Here is a 25,620-nt window from a genome sequence, read left to right on the forward strand (position 1 = left end):
AGGAGATTTGTTGTGAGAAATATATATGAAATCAAATACCTAAAATATTCTGCTACTAAATATCGCAATCATATAGGTATTTCTTTTTTTGTAGTATTAAAGGGTCGTGTTATGGTCACGATCAAAGAGCATAGTAAAGAATATAAAGAAGGAGAAACGTTTGTTGTTAAACATAATGAGTGGTATAAACTCGATGTATCAGAAGGGAATATCGTCGTACAAATTCATCTGTATGAGTCAATCATAACAACGATGATACCAGAGTTACTTTCATATCATCAGCATGTAAGTATGCAAACAAAGTTAGTCCCTTTACGAGACCATTTAATTTGCCTGTGTGATTTATATTTAATACAAGAAAACAATCGCAATTTAAAAATCATGAAGCAACTTATTACGATATTAGAATTTTATAGAGAACGATTGACGGTTTATTCAAAAGAATGTCCACTTGTTAATCGGCATATGAACCCAATAATTGATGAAATTAAAGATTATATTTATGAGCATTATAATGAACGTATAACGATCAATACATTCACCGATAAATATCATATTTCTGAATCATATTTTTCGAAATTATTTAAAGAACAAATGGGGGTAAACTTTAAAGATTATTTAACGGACATTAGATTGTTAAATAGCACGTATGATTTAATTCATACACAAGAAAAAGTAATCGACATTTCTGAAAAACACGGCTTTTACAATGTATCGTCTTATATTTATTGCTTTAAATTGTATTATGGCGTTACACCGAAAAAGTATCGTGATATGACACAACGTAAACACGTACAAATTGAGCGACAAAGCTTTTTTAATGAAGTAGATCATGAGCAAGATTTATCAGATGAGGAAGTTAAATATTATTTGAAAAAGTTTCAAGAGGATTATTCAAGCATGATATGTACATAAAAATTTCGCGATTTTAACAAAACAAAACCTCCCAATCTTTTATAAGGTTAAAGAGATTGGAAGGTAAATGATTCATATTATGATTGTGCGATATATTTTTTAATAACTTCTTTGTTCTTTTCTTTGAAGATGTCGTTGTGGCTCGATACGCGACCACCTGCTTGTGCTTCAGGATCGATATAGCTTTTAGCTAAGTTTGCAGCATTTGCAGCATCATTGAAACAAGAAGCAATCAAATGAACTTTTGCATCATGTTTAAGGATATCCCCAGCACCGAATATGCCAGGTACTGAAGTTTGAGCATTTCCTAAACCTTCAATAAAGAATTCATTCACTAAGTTAACTTTAGTTTGTGCGTTATGAAGTAGTTCTGATTCACGATCAAAACCATGACTAATGATAACTTCATCAACAGGTATGATTTCTTGTTCCTTTGTATCAACATGTTCTAAAACAACTTCTGTAATGACAGGTTTATCAGGATCACTGTTAAGTTGTTTAATAACCATACTTGGTTTCTTAGAGATATCAAGTTTATCTAATAATTGTTTCATATGCTCATGGCCAGAAATTTCTTCTTTTCTGTAGCAAAGCGTAACACTTTTCGCATATTCTGATAAATCACAAGCCCAGTCTAATGCAGAGTTTCCCGCTCCCGAAATTAATATATGCTTGTCTTTAAACTTCTGAATTGACTGTACAACATAATTTAAATTAGATAATTCAAAACGCTCAGCACCTTCAATATCTAAAGTTAATGGTTTGATAATGCCACTACCAACAGCAATAATGACAGATTTTGAATGATACTCATGACCTTTTTCTGTATATATAATAAAATGTTGTTCTTCAACTTTTTTAATATCAATAACTTTTTCTTCTAAGCACACTTCTGGACCGAAATGTAAGCCTTGTTGAACTAAATCTTGAATAACTTCATAACAAGGTTTTGGCGCAAGAGCCCCTATATCCCAAATGACTTTTTCAGGGTAGACATGCATTTTACCGCCTAATTTATTTTGGAAATCAACTATTCTAACACTCATTCCTCTTAACCCGGAATAGAAACTCGCAAATAATCCCGCTGGACCCCCGCCGATAATCGTAACGTCTGTAATATTCATCAGTCATGATTCCTCCTAATTATTTCAACTTACGGTTATTATCCTATATTTGCAAATGATAATCAATATCAATGATGGAATTGTCATAATTTTTTAATTTAAATACATATGTAAAATATTTTTAGATGAATAAAAATTGAGTGAGAATATTTATGTGAATCGGGGGTGATAGTGAGGATGTATTTGAGTATTGTCGAAAAAATGAGTCGTGTTAGGGACAGAATTCCGAGAAATGTCTCTAAGAGGGGTTGTTAGGGACAGAATTCCGAAAAATGTCCGTAAGAGAGGTTGTTAGGGACAGAATTCTGAGAAGTGTCCGTAAGAGAGCGCTCACCTAACTACCAGAATTCGAAATAATGGAAGCTAGCCGATTCTAACTACCACAATTCAGAAAAATGGAAGTTACAGCGTTCTAATTACCACAATTCCGCAAAATGAAAATTAGCACACTCATACATAATGAAAGGCTGAGACAATTTTCATGTCTCAGCCTTCTTATCATACTTATGCGATTGGGAAGAGTGATTCGATAAGTTGAATGTTCTCTTCTGTTAAGTTCACTTCTAATGTTTTTAAGTTGTCGATAACTTGTTCGCCTCGTTTAGCGCCAGGTATGATCACATCTAATGATGGTTTTGTTAAGTAATATGCTAACACAATATGTGCTACGTCTACGCCATGCTCTTGTGCGATTTCTCTAAGTTTGTCTACTTTTTTAAGATTTTCTTTAAAAGCTTCACCTTGGAATTCAGGTTTTTCTGCTCTTAAGTCATCAAACGTTGTATTTTCATCATATTTGCCAGCTAATAATCCTGCAGCTAATGGGAAGTATGGAATAAATGTAATATCATGTTCTGCTGTATATTCCAAGATGTGTTCATTCTCACGATTTAATAAATTATATTCATGTTGAATAACATCTACATTACCATTTTTATTAGCTTCTTTCAGTTGTTCTAATGTGAAGTTAGAAACACCGATTGCTTTAATTTTTCCGGCATCTTTTAATTCTTGTAAAGCTGCAACTGCTTCGTCTTTAGGTGTTTCGTCATCTGGGAAATGAATATAATATAAATCGATATAGTCAGTTTGTAATCTTTTAAGGCTGTTTTCAACTTGTTCTTTTAAAAATTCAGGGTCGTTAGATAATTTAGTATCATCGCCGTCAAAGTAGTGAGCGCCTTTAGTAGCAATCACGACGTCTTCACGATTGTATTCTTTAACGACTTCTCCGACAAGTTCTTCTGATCTTCCTGGACCATAAATGAAAGCAGTATCTAATAAATTAACACCATTGTCTAGGGCAGCTCTTACAACATTTTTACCTTGTTCTTCATCAAGGTTTGGATATAAATTATGACCGCCAACAGCATTTGTTCCTAAACCAATTGGATTAACTTCAATATTTGATTTACCTAATTTTACGCGATTTGCCATTTCAATCATCCTTTTCTCATTGTTTGTTTTAAATTTGAATAAGTTTGAATTAAAATTCTTCATAAGTTGCTGGATCTTGATCTTTAAGTCGTCCATCAGCTTTTGTTAATGCATCAATTGTGTGTAAATCTTCTGATTCTAAATAGAAATCAAACACATCTAAATTTTGTAGTTGTCTAGCATTAGATGTTGATTTTGGAATTGGGACAATACCATTTTGAACGTGCCATTTTAAAATGATTTGCGGAATTGTTTTATTATATTTTTCAGCGATTTTACCAATTTCTTTATCGTTTATAACTTCTGAAGCGCGACCTAATGGACTCCAGGCTTCTATTATAATACCTTTTTCTTGATGATATTCGAGTACATCTTTTTGGTTGAAATAAGGATGTAATTCTATTTGGTTAACTGCAGGTAGTACGCCAGTTTCTTTTTCTAATGTATCAATATGTTCTTCTAAGAAATTACATACACCAATAGATTTAATAAGGCCAAGTTTCTGTGCGTCTATGAGTGCTTTCCAAGCTTCTACATATTTGCCTTGTTTAGGGTTTGGCCAGTGAATTAAATATAAGTCAATATATTCTACACCTAATCGATAAATCGATTCTTGTATAGCAGTAATGGCTTGATCATAACTATGATAACGACCAGGTAGCTTTGATGTTACGATAATTTGATCGCGACTAACATGGCTTTCTTGTATCGCTTTTCCGACAGTACCTTCATTTTCGTAGTTATATGCAGTATCTAATATTCGATATCCGTTGTTTAATGCATTTACGATTGCATGAACACCAGATGATCCGTTCAATTTATACGTACCAAATCCTACTTGCGGTAACACTTGTCCATCATTTAAATGATAATTTTCCATGATAAAATGCCTCCTATATAAATATAATGACTGTACACTTTTAAACTATATCATACCTCTTTTTGTAGATAGGAATAATCAGCTTATAAATATTTTTGTAAAACGTATTGAATTCATATAGTGAATGTAGTAAGATGTATCTCATTGCGCAAGATAAGTAGCTAATAGCTAGAGTCATATTATTGAGAAAAGAAGGGTTAAAATGGAGCGTGTATGTGTCATATCATTAAGCATTATAGATGCAATCATGATACTCATGTTGGTACTGTTTAATACAGCAATTATTTCTAATATTTATGTATTAACAGTTTATGCTTTAATCATGGTACTGGTTTCTGGTTATATCGTATATTTAGCTATCAGTATGAAATGTGATCAATCTATTAATCAATTTGATCAATTTTCTAAATAATTAAATTTAACGAGTAAAAAATGTATATGATTGAAAATTCGACGAATAAGCCTTTATGGTTTGTTCGTTTTTTTTATTTATATAAAAATCGTAAATAGTATGTAAAAATGTAGTAACATACTTTTACGTTGCATGTTATAATAATGGTGCTTTTAATTAAACGAAAAGGGTGGACAATAAACAATGTTTTTAATCATCAACATAATTGGTTTGTTGGTATTCATTGGTGTCGCTTTTCTTTTTTCTAGAGACAAAAAGAATGTTGATTGGAAATCAGTCTTAATACTAATTGTTATTAACTTAGTATTAGCATGGTTCTTCACACAATTTTCTTTCGGGGCGAGATTCGTTAAAGGTGCGGCTGACGGCGTATCATGGCTTTTAGAATCTGCTTTTTCGGGAATTGGATTTGCATTTGGTAGCTTTACAGCACCAGGACCAGGGAAAATGGATATGGCAGTTTCAGCGTTACTACCAATTTTACTAGTTGTACCAGTATTTGATATTTTAATGTATTTAGGTATTTTACCGAAATTTATTTCAATGTTAGGTTGGGTTATTTCAAAAGTAACAAGACAACCTAAATTTGAGTCATTCTTCTCAATTGAAATGATGTTCTTAGGAAATACGGAAGCATTAGCGGTTTCATCTAAACAATTAACATCTATGAATAAAGTCAGAGTACTTACGCTTGCAATGATGTCTATGAGTTCTGTATCAGGGGCAATTGTTGGTGCGTATGTCACAATGATACCAGGAGAATATGTATTAACGGCAATACCATTAAACATCATTAATGCGATTATTGTAACAACAATTTTAAATCCATTTGATTTAGACCCAGAAGATGATGTCGTGGCTGAGATAGACGAAGGGGAAAAACAGCCATTCTTCTCATTCTTAGGGGATTCAGTTATCAATGCAGGTAAACTTGTATTAATCATTATCGCATTTGTTATCGCATTTGTTGCGATTGCAGACTTGATCAATAAATTACTAGGTATTATGGATCCAATTCCATACTTACCAAACATAAGATTAGAGTATATTCTCGGAATCTTCATGTTCCCATTTGCAATTTTACTTGGTATGCCAGTTGGAGAAGCATGGGTAGTTGCTCAACAAATGGCACTTAAGATTGTAACAAATGAATTTGTTGTCATGAGCACAATCAGTAAAGAAATAAGTGAATATTCAACACATAGAGCAGCAGTAATTAGTACATTCTTAGTATCATTTGCTAATTTCTCTACTATTGGTATGATAATAGGTACTTTGAAAGGTATCGTCAAAGAAGATGTATCTAATTTCGTATCTAAATATGTACCAATGATGTTGTTATCAGGTATATTAGTATCACTGTTAACAGCAGCATTCGTTGGATTATTTGCTTGGTAAGTTGAATCAACACTTTTAAAGTTAAATTTAAAAGCAACAAGCACATTTAATGTACTTGTTGCTTTTTTTAATAAAGGGGGATATATCATGCTCAAAAAAGTATTAGATATATCGAGTATTGTTTTGTGGTTAATTTCTGTCATATTAATATTGATTAACTTTGCCGATTTACCGGATAAAATACCGAGTCATTATAATTTTGCTGGAGATGCAGATGCATGGTCGACTAAGACTTTTATATTCTTTATGCCGGTATTAGGATTATTGATATGGCTTATACTTCATTATTTAGTCAGCAATCCAAAGTTAGATAAATACATACATGTTCCATCACTTTATGGTCAACCAAATAAAGCCCAAATAGAAAATGCTAAATTATTAATTTATTTTATCAAATTCGAAATGATGGCATTATTTACATTTCTCGTCATTAAAGACTTGTATACGGCACTTGGTATGCCTTTTAAATTGGGTGTTTGGGAATCAATTATTATTTTAAGTGTGTTAGGCGTGACGATTATCATATTTATGGCTCGAAATCATATGTTAGATAAAAATAAAAATACGAAATGAGTGAAGATAAATGTCTGAATGTACTTGGCCAAGTAGTGATTTAATGAAAAAATATCACGAAGATGAATGGTGTAGAATTAATAAAAATGATGATTACATCTTTGAAATGTTATCATTAGAAGGTGCGCAAGCTGGTCTGTCATGGGAAACGGTTATTCAAAAGCGTGAAGCCTATCAAGCAGCTTTTAAACAATTTAACATTGATCGATGCGCAGCGTTAACAGATGAAGAATTAGAAAGCATTAAAACTGAATATAATGTTATTAAACATATAGGTAAGATAAAATCCGTAAAGAGTAATGCATTATTAGTTCAAGAAATACAACAAACATATGGTAGCTTTGCTGATTTTCTTTGGTCATATGTAGACGGCGAGCCAATTATAAATGAATGGCATGACATGTCAGAAGTACCGGCAGAAACGGAGCTTTCTATTAAACTAAGTAAAGACTTAAAAAAATTAGGATTCAAATTTGTTGGACCTAAAATTATGTATTCTTTTTTACAAAGCATCGGTATTATAGATGACCATCTCATCACCTGTCCATATCACGGTTATAATAGAAATAAAAAGGGTTAGGACAATCATTAAAGCTTGTCCTAACCCTTTATGTTATTTCAAAATTATGCATCTTTGTCATTATTAAGATTTGTTTGAATAAATGATTCTACTGAATCTCTTAATTCGTTAAATTGCTCGGTATCCATGTTCAAACCTTTGAATGTTTTATAAATTTCCTCTAAGATTTGACCTTGTGTTTCGACACCTGATTCAGTAAGAGAAACACGTAAGTTTCTTTCGTCATTAATCGCTCTTTCACGATTAACGAATCCTTTTTCTTCAAGTTTCTTTAATAACGGTGTTAAAGTCCCAGAATCTAAGTATAGTCTGTCGCCTAAAGTTTTAATATTGATTACTTCGTTTTTATCTATAGCTACAAGAACGATATAACCTGTATATGTTAGGTTATATTTCTTCAATATCGGTGTATATTTTTTTATAAGCTCTTTTGACGCAACATATAACATGAATCCAAGTTGTTTGTTGATTGGTGGTATATCCATTTCATTATCCTCCTTACGTCAAAATTAAGCCTATTATGAAATGAAAACAAAGTCAAGCTATTTACGAAATGTTCATAAAATAGCAAAAATTATCGCGCTCAATTCAGTTTTGGAAAATCTCAGTTATAATATATATATAAATTAGAATTTTTTTGAAGGAAAAGTTAAATTGTAATGTTATTTTTGATATTCTATTATAGATATAAAGATAAAGTGAGGTGTATAGTATATGAATCAACAACGTTATCCTAAATCTTTAGTTCAAGAAATTGTGATGAATGCTGGTTTAGTATTGTTAGAAGCGGGATCGGAGGCTTTTAGAGTTGAAGATACGATGTATAGAATGGCTAAACGATTAGGGTATCCGAATAATCAATGTTATGTCAGTTCAACGATTATAAATTTCGCTTTAGATATTGATGATAATATTAGAGTTTATAGAGTTAGTAAACGAGATACTAATTTAGGTAATATCCACCGAGTAAATAATATTTCTAGAATGTTAGATAAAGGGCAAATATCTGCTGAAGAAGCATTGAAACGTATTCGTACTATACATAAATCTCCATTACCATACTCATTACCGTTTAAAATGATTGCTGCAGGTTTCATTTCAATTTTCTTCCTATATTTATTTAGTGGACATAAAGAAGATATCATCGCTACATTTATTGGTGGTGCAATAGGTTATTCTATAGTAGAAATCCTTCATTCATGGACACGTGTTAAATTTATAGCAGAAATTATTGCCGCAAGTGTCATCGCATTAATCGCTATTTATAATCAAATGTTATTTGGTGGAGATGCTTTAAATATTGCGATTATATCTGCAGTTATGCCGATTGTGCCAGGTGTACTCATAACGAATGCGATTCAAGATTTATTTTTAGGACAATTATTGGTTGGTATATCTAAAGGATTAGAAGCAACTTTTACTTCTATTGCCATTGGTGTAGGTGTAGGTATTGTGTTGTTAATATTCTCATAAGAGGTGAATTATGGTTATTACGATAATATTAAACATTGTATTTAGTTTTGGTACGGCTTTCTTTTTTGCTTTATTATTTAATTCACCTAAATATTTATTAACTCCTGCCGGTATCGTCGGTGCCATCGGGTGGGTTGCTTTTCAAACGGGTATGATAGTCAATGGTTCTGACGTACAATCTTCGTTTATTGGCGGTTTGTTTATAGGTGTGGCAGGACATATCATGAGTAGAAAATTCTTCTCACCAGTTATTCTCTTTATTATTCCTGGTATCATACCACTTGTACCTGGGGGCACAGCCTATGAAGCAATTAAAAATTTAATATTAAATGATTATCATGAAGCATTAATTACGATGATAAAAGTTGCGCTTATCTCAAGTTCAATAGCACTTGGGTTACTCATAGCAGATTTATTATCGAAAGTTTACTATAAATTTAAGAAACATCGACAATTAAATAAAGTTAAATAAAAAGGTTATCACGCATGTATTGTCATTAATAAGCGTCATAACCTTTTATTTTTATTCGTAAATATATTTAAGGACTTCTAATGCTTGGTCTACTGTCTCAACAGTGACATTTGCTTTGTTAGATAACTCTTTAAGTGGGTGAATTAAGTCAGTTGGTCGTATAATTATTAACGGCTTGTTTAAAGCAATCGCCGTAGAAGCATCCATTGCCGTATTCCATTGTTTATATTTTTCACCAAATAATGCAATGACAACATCTGCTTTATTCATTAACACTTGCGTACGGAAATTATTAATATCAGAAGCGGCTTGATCTTTATAATAATTATTAGGTTGTTCACCTAAAATAGATTCACCAATATTATCAGAACGATCATGGTTGGTTTGCGGACCAACAAACGTTAACGGTAAATTATGCTGTTCAGCTTTCTGAGTGATTTCTTCTCTCCAATTATCATGAATTTGTCCTGCTAAATAAATCGTTAAATTTGTCATACGAATATTCACTCCTTTTTTATTAGTTTAACATATTTAAATCAATCGCTTTCTTTGATATGATTAGAAAAATATAAATAAAAAAGTATGGAAGAAGGCTCTCAATATGCATACAATCGAAATAACAGCTATTCAAGAAAATGAAATAGAAGCTTTATCTACAATATGTAAAACGACTTTTAAAGATACATTTATAGACGATATGCCACAAGAAGATATGAATCAATATTTTGAAGAAGCATATAAACATGAAATACTTTTAAGTGAACTGCAAAATAAAGAATCATGGTACTTCTTTGCCAAAATCAATCAAGAAATAGCAGGGTACATGAAACTTAATATTGGATCAGCACAAACGGAACCAATGGGAGATGAATATCTAGAAGTACAACGTTTATACATGTATAAGCAATTTCAGTCAAAAGGAATCGGCAGTGAACTCATGAAAAAAGCTTTTGAAATTGCTAAAGAACAACAAAAATCAAAACTGTGGTTAGGCGTATGGGAACATAATCACCAAGCACTTAACTTCTATACTAAACATGGCTATAAAATAGTAGGATCACATCAATTCGTAGCTGGTAATGACATATCAACCGACTATATCGTTGAGACAGAAATATAGAGATGAATATAATATAAGGAGGCAGAATATGCTTATATTTTTATTTATTTTAGCTTGCGGACTTTATGGTTATTATTTGGTTAATCGTAAAAGAAAAAATTAGAAAATAATACGATAAAAAAGAGGCCTAATTTCAGGTCTCTTTTTTATCGTATTTGCAATTCTAATTTCAAAATTTGCTAACCTTTTAATTAAATAAATATTTTTAATCTGTTCTTTTAAAATGAATACAAAAGATGACATACACGTGCGCCTACTTTATTTAATAATTATTATTTTTACATAATTTAACCATGATTCCATTTATTTGTAAATATTGTTTTGAAGTAGGCGCTCTTTGTTGTAAAATTAACTTAAACGTAGTGAATCATAGGCAGAAAAATATATTATGTAAATCACTGCACCTTAGACAAAGGATCTTAATAATGGTGTATTTAGGAGTGATTGCATTGCTATACTTAATAATTATTTTATTCATTGTAGGTTATACTGCATTTAACACATGGGCACAGGTATATGGATTAAAGAGGTATAATAGAAAAGTTTCCAAAAAGCTATTTAGAACTATATTAGTAACAAATTTTGCGTTAGCGATAATATTAATCATCATCTATATCTGTTTTCCTTAGTAAAGATATAGATTCATTTGAAGATATTTGGAATCATGTAGAATGAACTGGAAAAATAATGTCAATTTTCAGATGACATGACATGTAATAGGTGGTATAATGTTATTAACAAAAGTAATAACTGTATTTAAACACCTAACCCCCTCACTAGTGCAATAGTGAGGGGGTTTTTTAATGGTGTTGGCTAGATGTCACCTATTATTTTCCCTTACGATTCTCTAGCCAATGAGAATAGTAAGCTATTGCACATCCACATATAATGGGTGCAACGATATGAACAAAAGTAATAACCACTTTAAACACCTCCTCTCTATGCCAAACTACGCCATAGAGCTAGGCGACGATATAATTATATCATCATATCGGAAAATTAAAAACTTTTATTATAAAATTGCATATAATTTATTTTTGTACCTACTTTTTTTGTAAACTGCATTTTGCTTTTGAATTTTTACTTAAATACCACTTTTGACAATACCGATTTTCATTATATGTAATAAGAAAAATAAAGTGTCTTACATTTCGACATATTTACTTGGATTAAAAAGATATAAAAGTCGAAGTTTCAAAAGTCCTATAACGAAATATTATAAACAAATTTAGTGTTAGCGATAATATTAATCATCATCTATATCTGTTTTCCTTAATAAAGATACAGATGCATTTTAAGATGTTTGGAATCATGTAGATTGAATTGGAAAAATAATGTCAATTTTACACATGACATGAAATGCAATAGGTGGTATAATGTTATTAACAAAAGCAATTGTTGTGTCTCAACACCAAACCCCCTCACTATGCCAGTAGTGAGGGGGTTTTTAATGCAATATTTCATTTATCGTTTGGACTTGATTTAGAGTTTTGGTTATCATTATTTTAGAAGATGATTGTGGTAATACACATACTAATTATTTTATAATCAAGGGGTGTTTGAATATGCTTGAGAATAAAGAGAGTTTTAGATTACTTTATCAAGCTATAAGCGAACTATCAGTTAGAATTGGTGATAATCAATTAGAGACAAACTCTGTAAGTTTATTATTATTGGATTTTGATTTTGAGCATGAGGTGTTTGATAAACTTATGTTAGCTATTATGAAGTATTTGGGTAATGTAAGTTTAGATGATATAAATCATAGAGAACTTTTGGAATTGATAGATCAGACTATTCCAGAGGATAGACAATTAAATGAATTTGTGAAGAACAAAATCATTATAGGTTTTGCTAATAATTATTTTCCTGAATTACAGACTGTAGCAAATCACATAAAGAATGAAATGGGTATGTCTATTGCTAAAAGTAAATAAATTTTTTGAACATCAATGTCATTTTTACACATGACATGAAATGCAATAGGTGGTATAATGTTACTAACAAAAGTAGTTGTTGTAACTCAACACCAAACCCCCTCACTAGTGCCATAGTGAGGGGGTTTTATTAGTGGTGTCGGCTAAATGTCGCCTTTTATTTTTTCTTACGATTCTCTAACCAATGAGAAAAGTAAGCTATTGCACATCCACATATAATGGGTGCAATGATATTGACAAAAGCAGTTGTCATTCTCAACACCTCCTCTCTATGTAGAATTACGCCATAGAGCTAGGCGACGATATAATTATACCATTATTCCGGGCAATTAAAAACTTTTAACATAAAATTGTATTTAATTTAATATTTGTGCCTAAATTTTTTGTAAACTGCATTTTGCTTTTGAATTTTTACTTAAAAACTACTTTTGACAATACTGATTTTCATTATTTGTAGTAAAGGATATAATGTATCTAACACTAGAAAAGGGAGAACTTATGATTATCTGGCTGAATGGGGCATTTGGTTCTGGAAAAACGACTGTGGCTTTTGAATTGAATAAGAGATTATCTAAATCTTTTGTTTATGATCCTGAAAATTTAGGTTTCTTTATACGCCATAATATACCTAAGAATTTACATAAAGATAATTTTCAAGACCATGATCAATGGAGATACTTTAACTATGATTTATTAAAGTATATAGCGGAATCATATGACGGTATAATCATTGTACCTATGACGATCATTAATATTGAGTACTACCAAGAAATAATTGAACGCTTAAAAAAAGATGGGATTCGATTAGATCATTATATATTGTATGCAAATAAGAAAACTTTAAATAGACGTTTGAATAAAAGACTGGAATTGGGAGAAACATTTGCTCGTGTTCAAAAGGACGACTGTATTGAGTTTTATGATAATGTTGTTACAGAATATAAAATATATACAGATCAATTAAATGTTGATCAAGTTGTAAATGAAATCGCTCAAAAAAGTCAATTAAAACTATTAAAAAATAGAAATTGGATAAAGAGAAAACTTGATAGAATTTTAACGACATTTAAGCATATTAGATGATTAAATGTTATATTTTAAGATGAAACCCCCTTACTAATGTGATAGTGAAGGGGTTTTTGATTTATCCGATAAAGCTTTGTATAGCATCTATTAAACTGTAGACACCTAAAAATGATACGACGAGTACGACGAATAGTCCGATGATGTTAAGGACGATGCCGTTTGCAAATTTACCCATCATATTCTTTTTATTTAATATTACAAAGATTAATATTGTGATGAGTGGTAAAATGATGCCATTTAATGCTTGTGCAATGAGTAAGACTTCTAATGGTTCGAATCCGAGTGAAGATGTGATGATACCTATGAAAATAACGATTGCGAACACGAGTCGATATTTTTTACTTTTCACGCCACCTTCCCAACGGAGACAACTACTGATTGTTGCTGCGGCACCCATTGGAGAGGCAATTGCTGAAGATAGACCTGCTGAGAATAATCCGACACTCATAAATATAGGTGCAAAGTCTCCTAAAATTGGCTTAAGTGGTTCGGATAACTCGACTAAACTTGAGACTTCTTTTCCATGGATGAGTGTGCCTGCAGTAATAAGTATGGCAGCAGAAATCACTCCACCTAATCCTATCGCAACAATTGTATCGATTCTTACAATTTTTAAGTCTTTTATACCATTAAATCGTTCATGTATTGAACTGGCATGTATAAAGAAATTATAAGGTACTACTGTTGTACCAATTAGTGCGATAATAGTTAATAATGAGCCGTTAGGTATGCTTGATATGAAGGCACCTTTTAAGACAGCACCGAAATCTGGTTGAATGACAATCACTGTTGTTATAAAGATGACACCCATAATGAGCACGAGTACGGTCATAACTTTTTCTATTAAATCATAACTACCGCTTAACCCGATTAACAAAATAACAATACCAATGACAGGTGCAATATAATTTTCTGGAATGCCTAGTAAATAGGCAGCACCTAACGATGTCCCTAATAAATCCCCCGATATGTATGCTGCACAACCAACTGCGACAGCAATCATACTGAACCAAACTGTGATGATTTTAAGTAATTGGTGATTAAAAATATCCCGTATAGCTTCTCCTAAACCTTCATTTGTAACAAGCGCCAATCGAGCAACCATTTCTTGAAGTGCAATTGTTGCAATGATTGAGAAGACTACTGCCCAGAGTAAGCTGTATCCAAACCCTGCACCACCTTGAGTCATGGTTGTAACGGTACCAGGACCAACAAATGATGCAGTAATAATCATTCCGGGACCAAAAATACTAAACTTACTTCTTTCTCTCTTTTCAGTCATATCTTGTCATCCCTTCGTTTGTAAGGCGTTAAACTTTGTTTAAATACTTAATATGGCCGGCTAATACATAAAGTACAGCAGTTGAAACAAAGTGAGCAGAGTTCTGATTCGCATCTTGCATTGGATAAACTTCAACAAAGTCCATACCAATAAGACCTAACTTTCCAAATTCATAAATCATTGTTAATAGTTCATAACTTGTTAACCCATTGCCATCAACAGGGCCGCCTGGATTAAAAGCGAAATCGAGTACATCACTACAGATCGTTAAGTAAACGACATCTACATCTTTACTTGCTTGAGCATAAATATCACGCGCAAACTGACGTAAATCAGATGTTTCTTTAATTTCATTAATTGTGATAGTAACCGCACCATTTTCTTTAGCGAATTGTCCCGTTTCAGGCTGGTTACGAGGTCCATGAATACCAGTATGAATTAAGCTTTCATTTCGAATGCCTTCTGTTTCGTACAACCTCATGAAAGGTGTATTACGCGCAAATTGTTCATTTTCATAGTGAGGCATATTATCATAGTGCGCATCTAAATGAATAATGCCTACTTTTTTCCCGGTGTTCGTTAATCCTTTTAAAATTGGATAAGTGATGCCGTGATCGCCACCTAAACCAACTAAAAATTTATTGGATTTCCATAAATCTTCAGCAAATGCTTCGATGTTCTGAACCGTTTGATCAACATCATGTGGTACAGTTGAAACATCACCTACATCCCCGATAGATAAATGTTTATGTACATCTATGTGATCTAATTCAGGTAAATATCCACTATATCTAGCAGAAGATAATCTAATTTGCTTCGGCCCTAATTCACACCCAGTATAATCTCCCCAAGTGCAAGGTCCTTCGAAAGGGACGCCATATACGAGAACGTCTGTAGAATAATCTTTTTCTTTTGTTAAGTTTTTACCACCTAAAAAGCAAGGTGTATTGCCATAAATTCGTTCTGTCATTGTAAAAGTTCTCCTTTCAATTATTTATTCACATTATATAAAAGTAATCATTAGTTTTCAAACTTTTCTGAATATTATTTTTAGAAAAGGGAATATTAATTTTAATAAATTAATTAAATTTCACTTAAAATGATTGGAGGGATTTATAATCATGATATATAAATGTGTATGGATGGTTACTGCTATATTGCTGTTAACAGGATGTAGTATCACAATAGGAGATCCTCAAAATCACAATCAAAAACCTTCGAAATCCAATAATAAACAGCAGAAAAATAAAAAAGAAACGCCAAAAATTAATGTTTTATCACAAGATTTTTCTGATCATTATATGAATGAAAACCATGTTACGGGATATAGAGGATTAGTGAAGACAATGGATAAATCAGAAATAGAATCTAAATATGGAGATGAAGAAGAAGTACGTAATTTTTTAGGAAGAGAAGGGCATGTTTATGGGAACTTTATGGTTAGGTATTATTTGAGTGAAGGTTATCCAGTTAAACAATTTAGTATCGTTCCTAGTAACCACGTTACGTATAAAGACTTCGTCGATTTTCATGGTGAACCAACACAAGATTTAAGAACGAGACAAGGACATTCATTTGTTGTATATAACAAGACGAATCATAACGGCTATCAAGTTGCTGTATATACAAAAGGAAATACTGACGATGATAATATTCAATATATCATGCAATTTCCAGATGACTTTCAGTTTGAAAATTCAAGGGATAATCAACAAACAACCATTATGAGAGAGAATGTATTTGATGCAGTAGAAGCATTTGAAGGTATAGATAAAGATGATACAGATCATATCATTTGGAAAGAACCTAAGAAGAAAGGTGACGTGTTTGGATTTTCATATTCAAGTAAAGATGGCAAACTACTTGGTTCTTATAATGTTAGTGAAGATGGTTATGTAGAATCCTTTAATGAAAATGGCAAAAAAATTAGAGCTGGTTATATTAATTTAAATCAGTAAAATTACATTCGTAGCGTTGACAATTTTAATGGAACCGATTACAATCATATCATGTTAATATATTTTTTTGAATCTTTTTGGTACCGGTACCAAAAAAGGACGGGATAAATAAGGAGTGAAATGAATGAATTATAAAAAGGAAGCTCAGAATATTACTGAAGCAATAGGTGGGAAAGATAATATTGAAGCTATTGCGCATTGTGCAACACGCTTAAGACTTGTATTAAAAGACGAGTCTCAAGTAAATGAAGACCAATTAAATGATATGGATGTTGTTAAGGGGACTTTTTCAACGGGTGGTCAATATCAAATTATTATAGGTTCTGGAACGGTAAATAAAGTCTTTGCGGAAATGGAATCTTTAACAGGGTTAGAGGCATCGACGACATCAGAAGTAAAAGAAAAGTCGACTAAGAAATTAAATCCTATTCAGCAATTTGTAAAAATGTTATCAGATATATTTGTTCCGATTATTCCTGCAATTGTAGCAGGTGGTTTATTAATGGGAATTAACAATATTTTGACTGCTAAAGATTTATTTTATGATAAAGCGTCATTTATTGATGTACATAGTCAATTTGCAAGTTTAGCTAATATGATTAATGTTTTCGCAAATGCACCATTCGTATTTCTACCAGTTCTAATAGGGTTTAGTGCAGCGAAGCGGTTTGGAGGCAATGCATTTCTTGGAGCTGCACTTGGTATGATACTTGTGCATCCTAGTTTAATGAATGGTTATGATTATCCTAAAGCTTTAGTAAAAGGCGACGAAATCCCAACGTGGGAAATTTTTGGACTTTCTATCAAAATGGTTGGTTATCAAGGACAAGTGTTACCTATATTAGTCGCATCTTACATACTTGCTAAATTAGAAATTGGATTTAGAAAAGTCATCCCTTCTACTTTAGATAATTTGTTAACACCATTACTGTCATTATTCTTTACAGCATTTGTTACATTTTTAGTCGTTGGACCAGTTACACGAACTGCAGGGACTTTCTTATCTGACGGTTTAACTTGGTTATATGAAACAGGTGGCGCAATTGGTGGCTTATTATTTGGATTATTATATGCACCGATTGTTATTACTGGTATGCATCATAGCTTTATCGCTATTGAAACAACATTGATTGCAGATAAAGCAAATACAGGCGGATCATTTATATTCCCAATTGCAGCAATGTCTAACGTTGCACAAGGGGCAGCAACACTTGCAGCATTCTTTATTGTGAAGAATCATAAGATGAAAGGTACTGCTTCAGCAGCAGGTATTTCTGCATTATTAGGTATTACAGAGCCAGCTATGTTTGGTATAAACTTAAAATTACGTTATCCATTTATCGGTGCGATTATAGGATCAGGTGTTGGTTCTTGTTATGTAGCTGCAACAAAAGTAAAAGCTATTGCACTCGGTACAGCAGGATTACCAGGATTTATTTCTATAGCTCCAGGTAGTTGGTTTAACTATATTATCGGTATGGCGATAGCAATTGTTGTCGCATTCGTTGTTACAATTGTATTATCTAGAAGAAAAGCATATAGAGATATGCAATCATAATATTTGTTACGACCTCTCATTATTTCGTACAATAGAAGTAGTTATTAAATGGAGGTATTGAACATGAAATTAAATGAAATTGATGAAAATGAATTATATCCTACAGAAAAAGTTGGGCCAAGTGTATTAGGAACAATTATTTATAAAGTAGGCGAACAAAGCCAATTTAAAGGGGCATATATTACAACAAACGAACGTGTCATTATGAGCGTTGATATGAACGGTGAACCTTATAAAAGAGTATTTAGTTATCAAGATATCAAAGCAGTTACAATAGAAGATAAAGGTGTATTATTTATTGAATTCCTCCCACAAGGAAAAGTTGCAATGATTGATATTGAAGAAGGCGACAAAGAAGCATTCAAAGATTACGTTAACAATCTTGTTCAACAATAAATAACATTGTTAAAAACCTTTCAATGAAGACCATAACAGGTCTAAATTGAAAGGTTTTTTTAAATACAAATGATGAAATTGATTAACTGTTATGCAATCCAATAATATTGACTTCGTTAAAAATTTTATCAAGCTTTTCATAGTCTAAATCATTGTTTGTGGACTTTGACCAATGTATAATACCAGCTAAATTAGAAGCGTAAATAAAAGGTAGTAAAGATTGAGGTAAATGCTCTGGTGTTGAAACCATATCGATATTATTTTTAAAATCTTTGCTGAATACTTCAATAAAGTACTTAGCGATTTCGTCCATAAATGCAGTATCACTATTATCTTTTTGCTTTTCAAATACGTCACTTAACTCACTGATAAATGCCTTTTCCATCGATTGAAATGGATGATGTAGACGGTCGTATAAATCTAATTCAAAGAAATCTTTTGTATATTCGCTTAATGCATATTGTAAGAGATCAAACTTATCCATAAAATGCTTGTAAAATGTTGTTCTATGTATAAGAGAAGCATGACAAATTTCATTTACAGTAATCTCAGAGAAATTCTTCTCTTTAAGAATCGAGATTAATGTTTCAGTGAGTGCTTTTTTAGTTTTAATCACGCGTAAATCCGTTTGTTTAGTCAAAATGAATTCCACTCCTTTAATATACAGTGTATGCATAAAAATTATGAAATGCAAATAGGGAGGCTGTGAGTTACAGATGATATGAGTTTTGTATATGAGCGTGCCGTTATTAGCAGTTTTAGTGAGAAGTGAAAATAACGAGTGTGTTAGTAACACTTCAGGCGACTTTTGTAATTAAGGCAGTCCATAGTAACAGTTCGGCAGACTTTTGTAATTATGGCTAACCATAGTAACACTTCGGCGCAGTTTTGTAATTAAGGCGGTCCATAGTAACAATTCAGTGGAGTTTTGTAACTAAGGAGGTCCATAGTAACACTTCGGCCGAGTTTTGTAACTAAGGAGGTCCATAGTAACACTTCGGCAGACTTTTGTAATTAAGGAGGTCCATAGTAACATTTCGGCGGAGTTTTGTAATTAAGGAGGTCTATAGTAACACTTCGGCGGAGTTTTGTAATTAAGGCGGTCCATAGTAACAATTCAGCGGAGTTTTGTAACTAAGGCGGTCCATAGTAACACTTCAGGCGACTTTTGTAACTAAGGCGGTCCATAGTAACACTTCAGCGGAGTTTTGTAATTAAGGAGGTCTATAGTAACAATTCTCAGTAGTTTTGTAATTAACAACTCCGTTACGAACAAGTTTGGGCAGAAGTGTTCACAAGACCCCCGTTATGAACAAGTTTAGCTAGAAGTGTTCACAAGACCCCCGTTATGAACAAGTTTAGCTAGAAGTGTTCACAAGGCCACCGTTATGAACAAGTTTGTGCAGAAGTGTTCACAAGGCCCTCGTTACGAACAAGTTTGGGAAGAAGTGTTCACAAGGCCCTCGTTATGAACAAGTTTGGGAAGAAGTGTTCACAAGGCCCTCGTTATGAACAAGTTTGGCCAGAAGTGTTCACAAGGCCCTCGTTATGAACAAGTTTGGCCAGAAGTGTTCACAAGGCCCTCGTTATGAACAAGTTTGGCAGAAAGTGTTCACAAAGCCATCGTTATGAACAAGTTTGGCAGAAAGTGTTCACAAGCCCGCCATTACGTACATATTTAACAACCCCCATATATAATAGAAGAGACTAGGTCACTATGACCTAGTCTCTGCTTTATTATTTAGTTAACATATCTTTGAAGTATTTAGATTGTTTTTCGATTGAAATTGGATCTGAATACATGAATTCATTTCTTGGATAGTAATACACGTGATCTTCTTTAACTGCTGGTGTGTTTTTCCAAATGCTACCTTTAGTTAATGAAGAACTTGGTGCTTTTCCATTTTCAGTTGGGATTAATAAATAATCACCAGTGTATTTATTAAAGTTTTCGAATGATGTTGTTAACCAACCTTCTTTAGGAATATCTTTTTGTGCTGCTTCTGGATGTTTAAATCCAAATCCTTGATAAATGACTTCTGAACCTCTACCAAAGTTCTTACCGATTAATGTAAGTTCTTTAGGTCCAACTTCCATGATAGAAACTGTGCTGTCTTTACCAATTTTGTCTTGAACTTCTTTCCCGTCTTTAGCCATGATATCTTCTAATTCTTTAACTTGTTCTTTAGCTTTATCTTCTTTACCTAATAATTTCCCGATTTCAATGTGCACTTCTTTAAAAGTACGTTTACTGTGGTCAAATGGTACAGTAGGTGCTATTTTTTCATATTTTTTAATTTGTGGGTTAGCATTATAAGTAATGATTAAATCTGGTTTAAGCTTTGTAACAGCTTCAACATCTTCAGAACCAACACGCTTCCCGTCTTTATCGTCAACATATTTTGATTTAGGGAAATCAGCATCTGTTCCGACTGGATCAACACCAAGTTTTTGGAAGTTACCTTGGTTAGTTGTTAATACGACAACACGTTTTGGATTGTTAGGAATTTCAACTGTTTTACCTTCATCTGTTTTATATTTGTGCGTTTTGCTTTTAGATGAGTCATCATCTTTGTTGCCACAAGCTGCTAGTACAAGTAACAATGTAGCGAGGAATACAAGTAATTTTTTTGTCATTTTTCTCTCTCCTAAGTGATAATTACTTTCAATTATATCATGTTAATTTGTTAAATAGTATCCATTTTTTTATTTTAAATTTGTTTATGAATTGTAAATAATGGATAATAAACTGTAACGATGGAGGTGATGTATCATGCATGAAATTAGAATAGAATGTCCCAAAATATTCGACTATGAAAAATGCTTAGATTATTTAAAAAGAGATGAGAATGAAGTGTTATTTGAAGTTGAAGATCATAAAATTTATCGTGCGATTAATTTAGATGGCGAGCGACTGTTGATGTGTATTTATTATCATCACCATTACTTAATTGTTGAGATTTTAAATGATGTTTCTGTAAATCCTACACTTACTGAAAAAATAATTGCATATATAGAAGAATGGTTCGATTTCTCAGCAGATTTATCATCGTTTTACCAATATGGTAGAAAAAATGAAATACTAAAGCCATTAATCCAGGAATTATATGGTTTAAGATTGATTAGAATTCCAAATTTATTTGAAGCTATTTCCTGGGGCATAATTGGACAGCAAATTAATTTAACATTTGCATACCAACTTAAAAAGAGACTTGTTCAAACATATGGCGAAAAAATAACTTACAATCATAAAGCTTATTATATCCATCCTACAGTTGAAGTGATTGCGAATGTTTCTGTACAAGAGTTAATGGATTTAAAATTTTCAAGAAGAAAAGCAGAATATCTAATAGATATTGCGAAAAGAATGCATTCTCAAATGTTATCTAAAGACATGTTGTTGGATATTGAAGATACAAATGAAATTGAGCGTACACTTATTAAAAATAGAGGGATTGGTCCTTGGACAGCACATTATGTTATGATGCGTGCGTTAGGTGTTCAGGATGCTTTTCCAATCGGGGATGTTGGTTTACAAAACGCATTGAAAGACATCTTGAATTTAGGTAAGAAACCATCTAAAGAACAAATGTTGAGTTTGAATGAAGGTTGGCATGAGTGGAGTTCATATGCAACATTTTATATATGGCGAGCACCACATATTCAAAATTAAAGAGTTGGATTGAAATCTCTACGATAAATAGGGTATTTCATCCAACTCTTATTGTTTAGTCTAAAGTTTGTTCTTCACCATTAAAGATAAGTTTCGGTTCAATTGTTGCTTTTAAAGAATGTGCAACCGTACAATATTTTTCGACACTCAGTTTTATGGAACGCTTTAATTTTTTTAAATCCACTTCACCTTCAACATCAAAGATTAATGTGACATGTTTCACTGCTCGAGATGTTGTATCTTCTCTTTCATCATCTACAGTAATTTCTAATTTCGTAACTTGTGCTAAACGTTCTTTCATTAAATTGGTAACATCAATTCCAGTACATCCAGCTAAACCGCTTAGCATAAGTTCAACAGGAGATGGACCGTTGTCATCTCCACCTGATTCTGTTGGTGCATCAGAGATGATGTCATGGCCAAATTTGGATTGTGCTTTAAAAGTTTTCTTACCTTGCCAAGTAGACTTAATCATTAAGCTCTCCTCCTCTTTTTCTAAATTGTATCAACTTCAAATAATATAGACTAGTAAATCGTCTTTCCCATAATCATTCATAAAATAAAAAAATTTGTTTTATGTCTTTTTGTTCATATTCAGTTCATATTGCCTCGCTATGATATGTATATACATTAAAGAGAGAGGAACGGATAGACATGAAACTAGCACTTAAAGAGCTTACTTATTACAAATTTAAATATCTACTCGTAACATTAATTTTATTCTTATTAGCATTTTTAGTGTTATTTATATCAGCTTTAGCACAAGGGTTAGCTAAAGAGAATGTATCGGGAATTGAACAATGGAATAAAAGTACGTACGTAATCGCCAGTGATGCTGACAATAACTTGAGTCAGTCTAATATTACGACTAAAACTGATGACGCTGTTAATACAATCGCTAAAGGCGACACAATCAAAACAGCAATGCAAAAAATAGATACTAAAAGCGGGAAAACAGATTTAATGTTTACACAAATGACAAATAACATTAAACCGAAACCAACAGAAGGACATTTACCTCAAAATAAAAACGAAGTGTTATTGAATGAAAAATTAAAAGCAGAAGGCTTTAAAGTAGGGGACGAAATTAAATTATCAGAAGGCGATCAATCATATAAAATCTCAGGATTCGCTGATAATATCATGTTCTCACATACATCAATGGCATATGTAAATGAAAATGGTATGGATGCGTTGAAAGGTCATCATATTTCAGTCATTGCATATGATAACTTGAATGATCATCAAAAAAATGAAATCAACGACATAGACAATGTTAAAGTCATTTCACAAGATGACATGTTAAATGCCATTCCAAGTTATAACGCAGAACAACAACCATTGAACTTGATGATTGTATTCTTATTCGTTATTTCAGCGATTGTTATTACGGCATTCTTCTATGTTATGACAATTCAAAAAACAAGCCAATTTGGTATTTTAAAAGCAATCGGTACAAAAAACATATCACTTATCGCATCATTAATGCTGCAAATTCTGATGATTACATTAGTGGGCGTGGTCTTATCCATTGCCGTTATATTTATCATCAACAGTGTGATGCCAGTTTCAATGCCATTCTATATTGACGCAAACTTAATGATGTTAATGGTAGCCGTATTCATCGTTGTTTCAATAATCGGCGCAGTACTATCACTGATTAAAGTGACAAAAATCGAACCACTTGAAGCTATAGGAGGAGAATAATAATGGGATTAGTTGTTGAACATGTTACAAAATCATTCGGAGAAAATGAAGCAAAAACACAAGTATTAAATGACATTACATTTACAGCAGAAAAAGGACAGCTTGTTATTTTGAATGGCGCTTCTGGTTCAGGGAAATCTACATTGCTTTCTATTATTGGTGGATTACTTGGCAAAAGCTCAGGAGAAATAACATTAGATGATTTAGATTATGTAGACTTATCAGATAAAAAATTAACAGATATGAGATTGAATCAAATTGGATTTATCTTTCAATCATCGCACTTAATACCATATTTAAATGTCACAGATCAACTTGTTTATGTTGGAGAAATGGCTGGCATGCGTAAAAAAGATGCTAAAGAAAGAGCTGAAAAATTATTAAAACAAATTGGTTTATCTCATCGACTTAAATCATATCCAAATGAATTGTCAGGCGGAGAAAAACAACGTGTTGCAATTATGAGAGCTTGGATGAATCATCCAAAAATGATTTTAGCAGATGAACCTACTGCAAGTTTAGATTCAAAACGTGCAATAGAAGTAGCAAAAATGATTAAAAATAGTGTAAAAGAGAATAATTCAATTGGTATTATGATTACACATGATGAAAGAATATTTGAATTTGCAGATAAAGTGATTAAATTAAGTGACGGAAGAATTGAGGAACAAGTATCATAATTAGAAAAAGCGGCTGGAGATTATTAATCATCTCACAGTCGCTTTTTGTATGTTTATTTTTTAATAAATCCTTTTAAATTTAATTTTTCTAGAATATCTGGTCTTGTTTTTTTGCTCATCATATTCTTAATTTGTTCTGACCAAGATTCTGAGCGCTTGCCTTGGGTACGTTTTTCATAATATTCTTGAATGTCTTTGTCATATTGTTTAATTTGACTAAGTTGTTGTTCTTTGTCAGCATTGTATTGATTTTCGTGGAAGACATGTTCAAATGGTAAGCGTTGCTTAGGTGACCCTTGATCGTCATCACTTGGTACACCGACAGCCATACCGAATAGTGGGAAGACATGCTCAGGTAAGTTTAATATTTCACTCACTTGACCAACATCGTTACGTAATGATCCTAAATAAACAATGCCTAACCCCATATCTTCAGCTGTTAAAGCTACATTCTGTGCAGCAAGTGCAACATCTATTGTACCAACGAGCAAGCCTTCAGCTGACTCAAAACTAGGTTGCATATTGCCTTGTGTTTCTTGGTTAATTAAACTATGACGGTAATAATCTATCACATACACAAATAAATAACCGTTATCGACAACATGTTGTTGTCCTGATACTTCTTTTAATGCTTGTTTAATTTCTGGGTCTGTAATACCAATAATAGAATAAGCTTGAACGTAACTTGAAGTTGAAGCCATTTGTCCTGCTTTTACTAATTTTTCTACAGTCTCTTTAGAAAGAGGTTCATCTTTAAACTGTCTAACAGATCGGTGCTGTTGAGTTAAGTCAAATACGCTTTGATTCATTGTGTTCAGTGCTCCTTTATAATACTTATGATATATAAATGTTATCAAAAATATTAAAAATATTCATATAACGTGCTTTAAAGAGTAAATAAATAAGAGCGTTGCCAATGATTTCTAAAAGTATCATTACTTAGTGATTTTACTTCTCTT

At 32.3% G+C, this 25,620-nt stretch carries 29 protein-coding genes; 16 read left to right on the forward strand and 13 right to left on the reverse strand.

Annotated elements, in window-relative coordinates:
• Positions 1–12 precede the first annotated feature (12 nt).
• Positions 13–915: a helix-turn-helix transcriptional regulator gene (locus tag LQ617_RS06345; protein WP_191836278.1), complete on the forward strand. Its 903-nt coding sequence runs from the start codon at positions 13–15 to the stop codon at positions 913–915.
• 77 nt (positions 916–992) lie between these two features.
• Here LQ617_RS06345 and LQ617_RS06350 read toward each other — a convergent pair whose 3' ends face one another.
• The 3 genes from LQ617_RS06350 to LQ617_RS06360 form a co-directional block, all read right to left on the reverse strand.
• A complete protein-coding gene (locus tag LQ617_RS06350) occupies positions 993–2,033 on the reverse strand; it encodes an NAD(P)/FAD-dependent oxidoreductase (RefSeq protein ID WP_037589371.1) in 1,041 nt (346 codons plus the stop codon).
• 510 nt (positions 2,034–2,543) lie between these two features.
• Entirely contained in the window at positions 2,544–3,476 is a 933-nt protein-coding gene (locus LQ617_RS06355; protein WP_037589370.1) for an aldo/keto reductase, read from the reverse strand.
• 49 nt (positions 3,477–3,525) lie between these two features.
• Entirely contained in the window at positions 3,526–4,356 is an 831-nt protein-coding gene (locus LQ617_RS06360) for an aldo/keto reductase (RefSeq protein ID WP_239740003.1), read from the reverse strand.
• 202 nt (positions 4,357–4,558) lie between these two features.
• Between LQ617_RS06360 and LQ617_RS06365 the strand changes: the two genes are divergently transcribed.
• The 4 genes from LQ617_RS06365 (at position 4,559) to LQ617_RS06380 (ending at position 7,319) form a co-directional block, all read left to right on the forward strand.
• Positions 4,559–4,768, forward strand: coding sequence for a hypothetical protein (locus LQ617_RS06365; RefSeq protein ID WP_025905002.1), 210 nt, complete (start codon positions 4,559–4,561; stop codon positions 4,766–4,768).
• 183 nt (positions 4,769–4,951) lie between these two features.
• Positions 4,952–6,166, forward strand: coding sequence for a NupC/NupG family nucleoside CNT transporter (locus LQ617_RS06370; RefSeq protein ID WP_025905003.1), 1,215 nt, complete (start codon positions 4,952–4,954; stop codon positions 6,164–6,166).
• Positions 6,167–6,253: 87 nt separating this feature from the next.
• The gene (locus tag LQ617_RS06375) at positions 6,254–6,739 is read left to right on the forward strand and encodes a DUF1648 domain-containing protein (protein WP_239740005.1); all 486 of its coding nucleotides are present in this window, start codon (positions 6,254–6,256) and stop codon (positions 6,737–6,739) included.
• Positions 6,740–6,749: 10 nt separating this feature from the next.
• Complete coding sequence (locus LQ617_RS06380) at positions 6,750–7,319, forward strand: DNA-3-methyladenine glycosylase I (protein WP_239740007.1); 570 nt, start codon at positions 6,750–6,752, stop codon at positions 7,317–7,319.
• A 44-nt stretch (positions 7,320–7,363) separates the two neighbouring features.
• Here the strand turns inward: LQ617_RS06380 and LQ617_RS06385 are convergent, their stop codons facing one another.
• A complete protein-coding gene (locus tag LQ617_RS06385) occupies positions 7,364–7,804 on the reverse strand; it encodes a MarR family winged helix-turn-helix transcriptional regulator (protein WP_126476710.1) in 441 nt (146 codons plus the stop codon).
• A gap of 229 nt (positions 7,805–8,033) precedes the next feature.
• On the opposite strand from LQ617_RS06385, the gene LQ617_RS06390 reads away from it, so the two are divergent.
• Positions 8,034–8,792 carry a threonine/serine exporter family protein gene (locus LQ617_RS06390; protein WP_037589303.1) on the forward strand — a complete coding sequence of 253 codons (759 nt, stop codon included), beginning with the start codon at positions 8,034–8,036 and terminating at the stop codon, positions 8,790–8,792.
• Between the two features lie 10 nt (positions 8,793–8,802).
• The gene (locus tag LQ617_RS06395; protein ID WP_037589302.1) at positions 8,803–9,264 is read left to right on the forward strand and encodes a threonine/serine exporter family protein; all 462 of its coding nucleotides are present in this window, start codon (positions 8,803–8,805) and stop codon (positions 9,262–9,264) included.
• Between the two features lie 51 nt (positions 9,265–9,315).
• On the opposite strand, the gene LQ617_RS06400 is transcribed toward LQ617_RS06395, so the two are convergent.
• Positions 9,316–9,759 (reverse strand): YtoQ family protein, encoded by a 444-nt coding sequence (locus LQ617_RS06400; RefSeq protein ID WP_206166415.1) that lies wholly within the window; start codon positions 9,757–9,759, stop codon positions 9,316–9,318.
• Between the two features lie 106 nt (positions 9,760–9,865).
• Between LQ617_RS06400 and LQ617_RS06405 the strand changes: the two genes are divergently transcribed.
• A complete protein-coding gene (locus LQ617_RS06405) occupies positions 9,866–10,384 on the forward strand; it encodes a GNAT family N-acetyltransferase (protein WP_239740009.1) in 519 nt (172 codons plus the stop codon).
• 827 nt (positions 10,385–11,211) lie between these two features.
• On the opposite strand, the gene LQ617_RS06410 is transcribed toward LQ617_RS06405, so the two are convergent.
• Positions 11,212–11,316 (reverse strand): type I toxin-antitoxin system Fst family toxin, encoded by a 105-nt coding sequence (locus LQ617_RS06410; RefSeq protein ID WP_345773043.1) that lies wholly within the window; start codon positions 11,314–11,316, stop codon positions 11,212–11,214.
• Between the two features lie 633 nt (positions 11,317–11,949).
• On the opposite strand from LQ617_RS06410, the gene LQ617_RS06415 reads away from it, so the two are divergent.
• Positions 11,950–12,321, forward strand: a complete 372-nt coding sequence (locus tag LQ617_RS06415; RefSeq protein ID WP_025905698.1) for a hypothetical protein — start codon at positions 11,950–11,952, stop codon at positions 12,319–12,321.
• A gap of 157 nt (positions 12,322–12,478) precedes the next feature.
• Here LQ617_RS06415 and LQ617_RS06420 read toward each other — a convergent pair whose 3' ends face one another.
• Positions 12,479–12,574 carry a type I toxin-antitoxin system Fst family toxin gene (locus LQ617_RS06420; RefSeq protein ID WP_107603061.1) on the reverse strand — a complete coding sequence of 32 codons (96 nt, stop codon included), beginning with the start codon at positions 12,572–12,574 and terminating at the stop codon, positions 12,479–12,481.
• A gap of 245 nt (positions 12,575–12,819) precedes the next feature.
• Here LQ617_RS06420 and LQ617_RS06425 point away from each other — a divergent pair, with 245 nt between their 5' ends.
• On the forward strand, positions 12,820–13,404 hold the full coding sequence (locus tag LQ617_RS06425; RefSeq protein ID WP_239740011.1) for an AAA family ATPase: 585 nt from the start codon (positions 12,820–12,822) through the stop codon (positions 13,402–13,404).
• Positions 13,405–13,465: 61 nt separating this feature from the next.
• Here the strand turns inward: LQ617_RS06425 and LQ617_RS06430 are convergent, their stop codons facing one another.
• Together LQ617_RS06430 and LQ617_RS06435 are read right to left on the reverse strand one after the other, a co-directional pair.
• A complete protein-coding gene (locus LQ617_RS06430; protein WP_239740013.1) occupies positions 13,466–14,689 on the reverse strand; it encodes an Nramp family divalent metal transporter in 1,224 nt (407 codons plus the stop codon).
• Positions 14,690–14,717: 28 nt separating this feature from the next.
• The gene (locus LQ617_RS06435) at positions 14,718–15,659 is read right to left on the reverse strand and encodes an agmatinase family protein (protein ID WP_025905703.1); all 942 of its coding nucleotides are present in this window, start codon (positions 15,657–15,659) and stop codon (positions 14,718–14,720) included.
• A gap of 151 nt (positions 15,660–15,810) precedes the next feature.
• On the opposite strand from LQ617_RS06435, the gene LQ617_RS06440 reads away from it, so the two are divergent.
• The 3 genes from LQ617_RS06440 to LQ617_RS06450 all read left to right on the forward strand — a co-directional run bounded on the left by LQ617_RS06440 (position 15,811) and on the right by LQ617_RS06450 (position 18,601).
• Positions 15,811–16,647: a hypothetical protein gene (locus tag LQ617_RS06440; RefSeq protein WP_239740015.1), complete on the forward strand. Its 837-nt coding sequence runs from the start codon at positions 15,811–15,813 to the stop codon at positions 16,645–16,647.
• Between the two features lie 124 nt (positions 16,648–16,771).
• Positions 16,772–18,205, forward strand: a complete 1,434-nt coding sequence (locus LQ617_RS06445) for a sucrose-specific PTS transporter subunit IIBC (RefSeq protein WP_037589295.1) — start codon at positions 16,772–16,774, stop codon at positions 18,203–18,205.
• 63 nt (positions 18,206–18,268) lie between these two features.
• Positions 18,269–18,601 carry a hypothetical protein gene (locus LQ617_RS06450; RefSeq protein WP_159315799.1) on the forward strand — a complete coding sequence of 111 codons (333 nt, stop codon included), beginning with the start codon at positions 18,269–18,271 and terminating at the stop codon, positions 18,599–18,601.
• An 82-nt stretch (positions 18,602–18,683) separates the two neighbouring features.
• Here LQ617_RS06450 and LQ617_RS06455 read toward each other — a convergent pair whose 3' ends face one another.
• Both LQ617_RS06455 and LQ617_RS06460 read right to left on the reverse strand, forming a co-directional pair.
• On the reverse strand, positions 18,684–19,241 hold the full coding sequence (locus LQ617_RS06455) for a TetR/AcrR family transcriptional regulator (RefSeq protein WP_239740017.1): 558 nt from the start codon (positions 19,239–19,241) through the stop codon (positions 18,684–18,686).
• Between the two features lie 1,097 nt (positions 19,242–20,338).
• Positions 20,339–21,238 (reverse strand): ABC transporter substrate-binding protein, encoded by a 900-nt coding sequence (locus LQ617_RS06460; protein ID WP_107576910.1) that lies wholly within the window; start codon positions 21,236–21,238, stop codon positions 20,339–20,341.
• Between the two features lie 136 nt (positions 21,239–21,374).
• Between LQ617_RS06460 and LQ617_RS06465 the strand changes: the two genes are divergently transcribed.
• On the forward strand, positions 21,375–22,274 hold the full coding sequence (locus tag LQ617_RS06465; protein ID WP_239740019.1) for a DNA-3-methyladenine glycosylase family protein: 900 nt from the start codon (positions 21,375–21,377) through the stop codon (positions 22,272–22,274).
• Between the two features lie 55 nt (positions 22,275–22,329).
• Here LQ617_RS06465 and LQ617_RS06470 read toward each other — a convergent pair whose 3' ends face one another.
• Complete coding sequence (locus LQ617_RS06470) at positions 22,330–22,749, reverse strand: OsmC family protein (RefSeq protein ID WP_037589290.1); 420 nt, start codon at positions 22,747–22,749, stop codon at positions 22,330–22,332.
• A 179-nt stretch (positions 22,750–22,928) separates the two neighbouring features.
• Here LQ617_RS06470 and LQ617_RS06475 point away from each other — a divergent pair, with 179 nt between their 5' ends.
• Positions 22,929–23,981 carry an ABC transporter permease gene (locus LQ617_RS06475; protein ID WP_239740022.1) on the forward strand — a complete coding sequence of 351 codons (1,053 nt, stop codon included), beginning with the start codon at positions 22,929–22,931 and terminating at the stop codon, positions 23,979–23,981.
• Between the two features lie 2 nt (positions 23,982–23,983).
• The gene (locus tag LQ617_RS06480) at positions 23,984–24,661 is read left to right on the forward strand and encodes an ABC transporter ATP-binding protein (RefSeq protein WP_107565335.1); all 678 of its coding nucleotides are present in this window, start codon (positions 23,984–23,986) and stop codon (positions 24,659–24,661) included.
• A 53-nt stretch (positions 24,662–24,714) separates the two neighbouring features.
• On the opposite strand, the gene nfsA is transcribed toward LQ617_RS06480, so the two are convergent.
• On the reverse strand, positions 24,715–25,470 hold the full coding sequence (gene nfsA / locus LQ617_RS06485; protein WP_239740024.1) for an oxygen-insensitive NADPH nitroreductase: 756 nt from the start codon (positions 25,468–25,470) through the stop codon (positions 24,715–24,717).
• Between the last annotated feature and the right edge of the window lie 150 nt (positions 25,471–25,620).

This window comes from Mammaliicoccus sp. P-M59 (genome assembly GCF_022386135.1).
Lineage (GTDB): Bacteria > Bacillota > Bacilli > Staphylococcales > Staphylococcaceae > Mammaliicoccus > Mammaliicoccus sciuri_A.

What these genes read in the sequence shown, in the direction of transcription:
- LQ617_RS06355 (WP_037589370.1), bottom strand. Translation starts at nt 3,476, where the DNA reads ATGGCAAATCGCGTAAAATTAGGTAAATCAAATATTGAAGTTAATCCA.
- LQ617_RS06360 (WP_239740003.1), bottom strand. Translation starts at nt 4,356, where the DNA reads ATGGAAAATTATCATTTAAATGATGGACAAGTGTTACCGCAAGTAGGA.
- LQ617_RS06365 (WP_025905002.1), top strand. Translation starts at nt 4,559, where the DNA reads ATGGAGCGTGTATGTGTCATATCATTAAGCATTATAGATGCAATCATG.
- LQ617_RS06370 (WP_025905003.1), top strand. Translation starts at nt 4,952, where the DNA reads ATGTTTTTAATCATCAACATAATTGGTTTGTTGGTATTCATTGGTGTC.
- LQ617_RS06375 (WP_239740005.1), top strand. Translation starts at nt 6,254, where the DNA reads ATGCTCAAAAAAGTATTAGATATATCGAGTATTGTTTTGTGGTTAATT.
- LQ617_RS06380 (WP_239740007.1), top strand. Translation starts at nt 6,750, where the DNA reads ATGTCTGAATGTACTTGGCCAAGTAGTGATTTAATGAAAAAATATCAC.
- LQ617_RS06385 (WP_126476710.1), bottom strand. Translation starts at nt 7,804, where the DNA reads ATGGATATACCACCAATCAACAAACAACTTGGATTCATGTTATATGTT.
- LQ617_RS06390 (WP_037589303.1), top strand. Translation starts at nt 8,034, where the DNA reads ATGAATCAACAACGTTATCCTAAATCTTTAGTTCAAGAAATTGTGATG.
- LQ617_RS06395 (WP_037589302.1), top strand. Translation starts at nt 8,803, where the DNA reads ATGGTTATTACGATAATATTAAACATTGTATTTAGTTTTGGTACGGCT.
- LQ617_RS06400 (WP_206166415.1), bottom strand. Translation starts at nt 9,759, where the DNA reads ATGACAAATTTAACGATTTATTTAGCAGGACAAATTCATGATAATTGG.
- LQ617_RS06405 (WP_239740009.1), top strand. Translation starts at nt 9,866, where the DNA reads ATGCATACAATCGAAATAACAGCTATTCAAGAAAATGAAATAGAAGCT.
- LQ617_RS06415 (WP_025905698.1), top strand. Translation starts at nt 11,950, where the DNA reads ATGCTTGAGAATAAAGAGAGTTTTAGATTACTTTATCAAGCTATAAGC.
- LQ617_RS06420 (WP_107603061.1), bottom strand. Translation starts at nt 12,574, where the DNA reads ATGACAACTGCTTTTGTCAATATCATTGCACCCATTATATGTGGATGT.
- LQ617_RS06425 (WP_239740011.1), top strand. Translation starts at nt 12,820, where the DNA reads ATGATTATCTGGCTGAATGGGGCATTTGGTTCTGGAAAAACGACTGTG.
- LQ617_RS06430 (WP_239740013.1), bottom strand. Translation starts at nt 14,689, where the DNA reads ATGACTGAAAAGAGAGAAAGAAGTAAGTTTAGTATTTTTGGTCCCGGA.
- LQ617_RS06435 (WP_025905703.1), bottom strand. Translation starts at nt 15,659, where the DNA reads ATGACAGAACGAATTTATGGCAATACACCTTGCTTTTTAGGTGGTAAA.
- LQ617_RS06440 (WP_239740015.1), top strand. Translation starts at nt 15,811, where the DNA reads ATGATATATAAATGTGTATGGATGGTTACTGCTATATTGCTGTTAACA.
- LQ617_RS06445 (WP_037589295.1), top strand. Translation starts at nt 16,772, where the DNA reads ATGAATTATAAAAAGGAAGCTCAGAATATTACTGAAGCAATAGGTGGG.
- LQ617_RS06450 (WP_159315799.1), top strand. Translation starts at nt 18,269, where the DNA reads ATGAAATTAAATGAAATTGATGAAAATGAATTATATCCTACAGAAAAA.
- LQ617_RS06460 (WP_107576910.1), bottom strand. Translation starts at nt 21,238, where the DNA reads ATGACAAAAAAATTACTTGTATTCCTCGCTACATTGTTACTTGTACTA.
- LQ617_RS06465 (WP_239740019.1), top strand. Translation starts at nt 21,375, where the DNA reads ATGCATGAAATTAGAATAGAATGTCCCAAAATATTCGACTATGAAAAA.
- LQ617_RS06470 (WP_037589290.1), bottom strand. Translation starts at nt 22,749, where the DNA reads ATGATTAAGTCTACTTGGCAAGGTAAGAAAACTTTTAAAGCACAATCC.
- LQ617_RS06475 (WP_239740022.1), top strand. Translation starts at nt 22,929, where the DNA reads ATGAAACTAGCACTTAAAGAGCTTACTTATTACAAATTTAAATATCTA.
- LQ617_RS06480 (WP_107565335.1), top strand. Translation starts at nt 23,984, where the DNA reads ATGGGATTAGTTGTTGAACATGTTACAAAATCATTCGGAGAAAATGAA.
- nfsA (WP_239740024.1), bottom strand. Translation starts at nt 25,470, where the DNA reads ATGAATCAAAGCGTATTTGACTTAACTCAACAGCACCGATCTGTTAGA.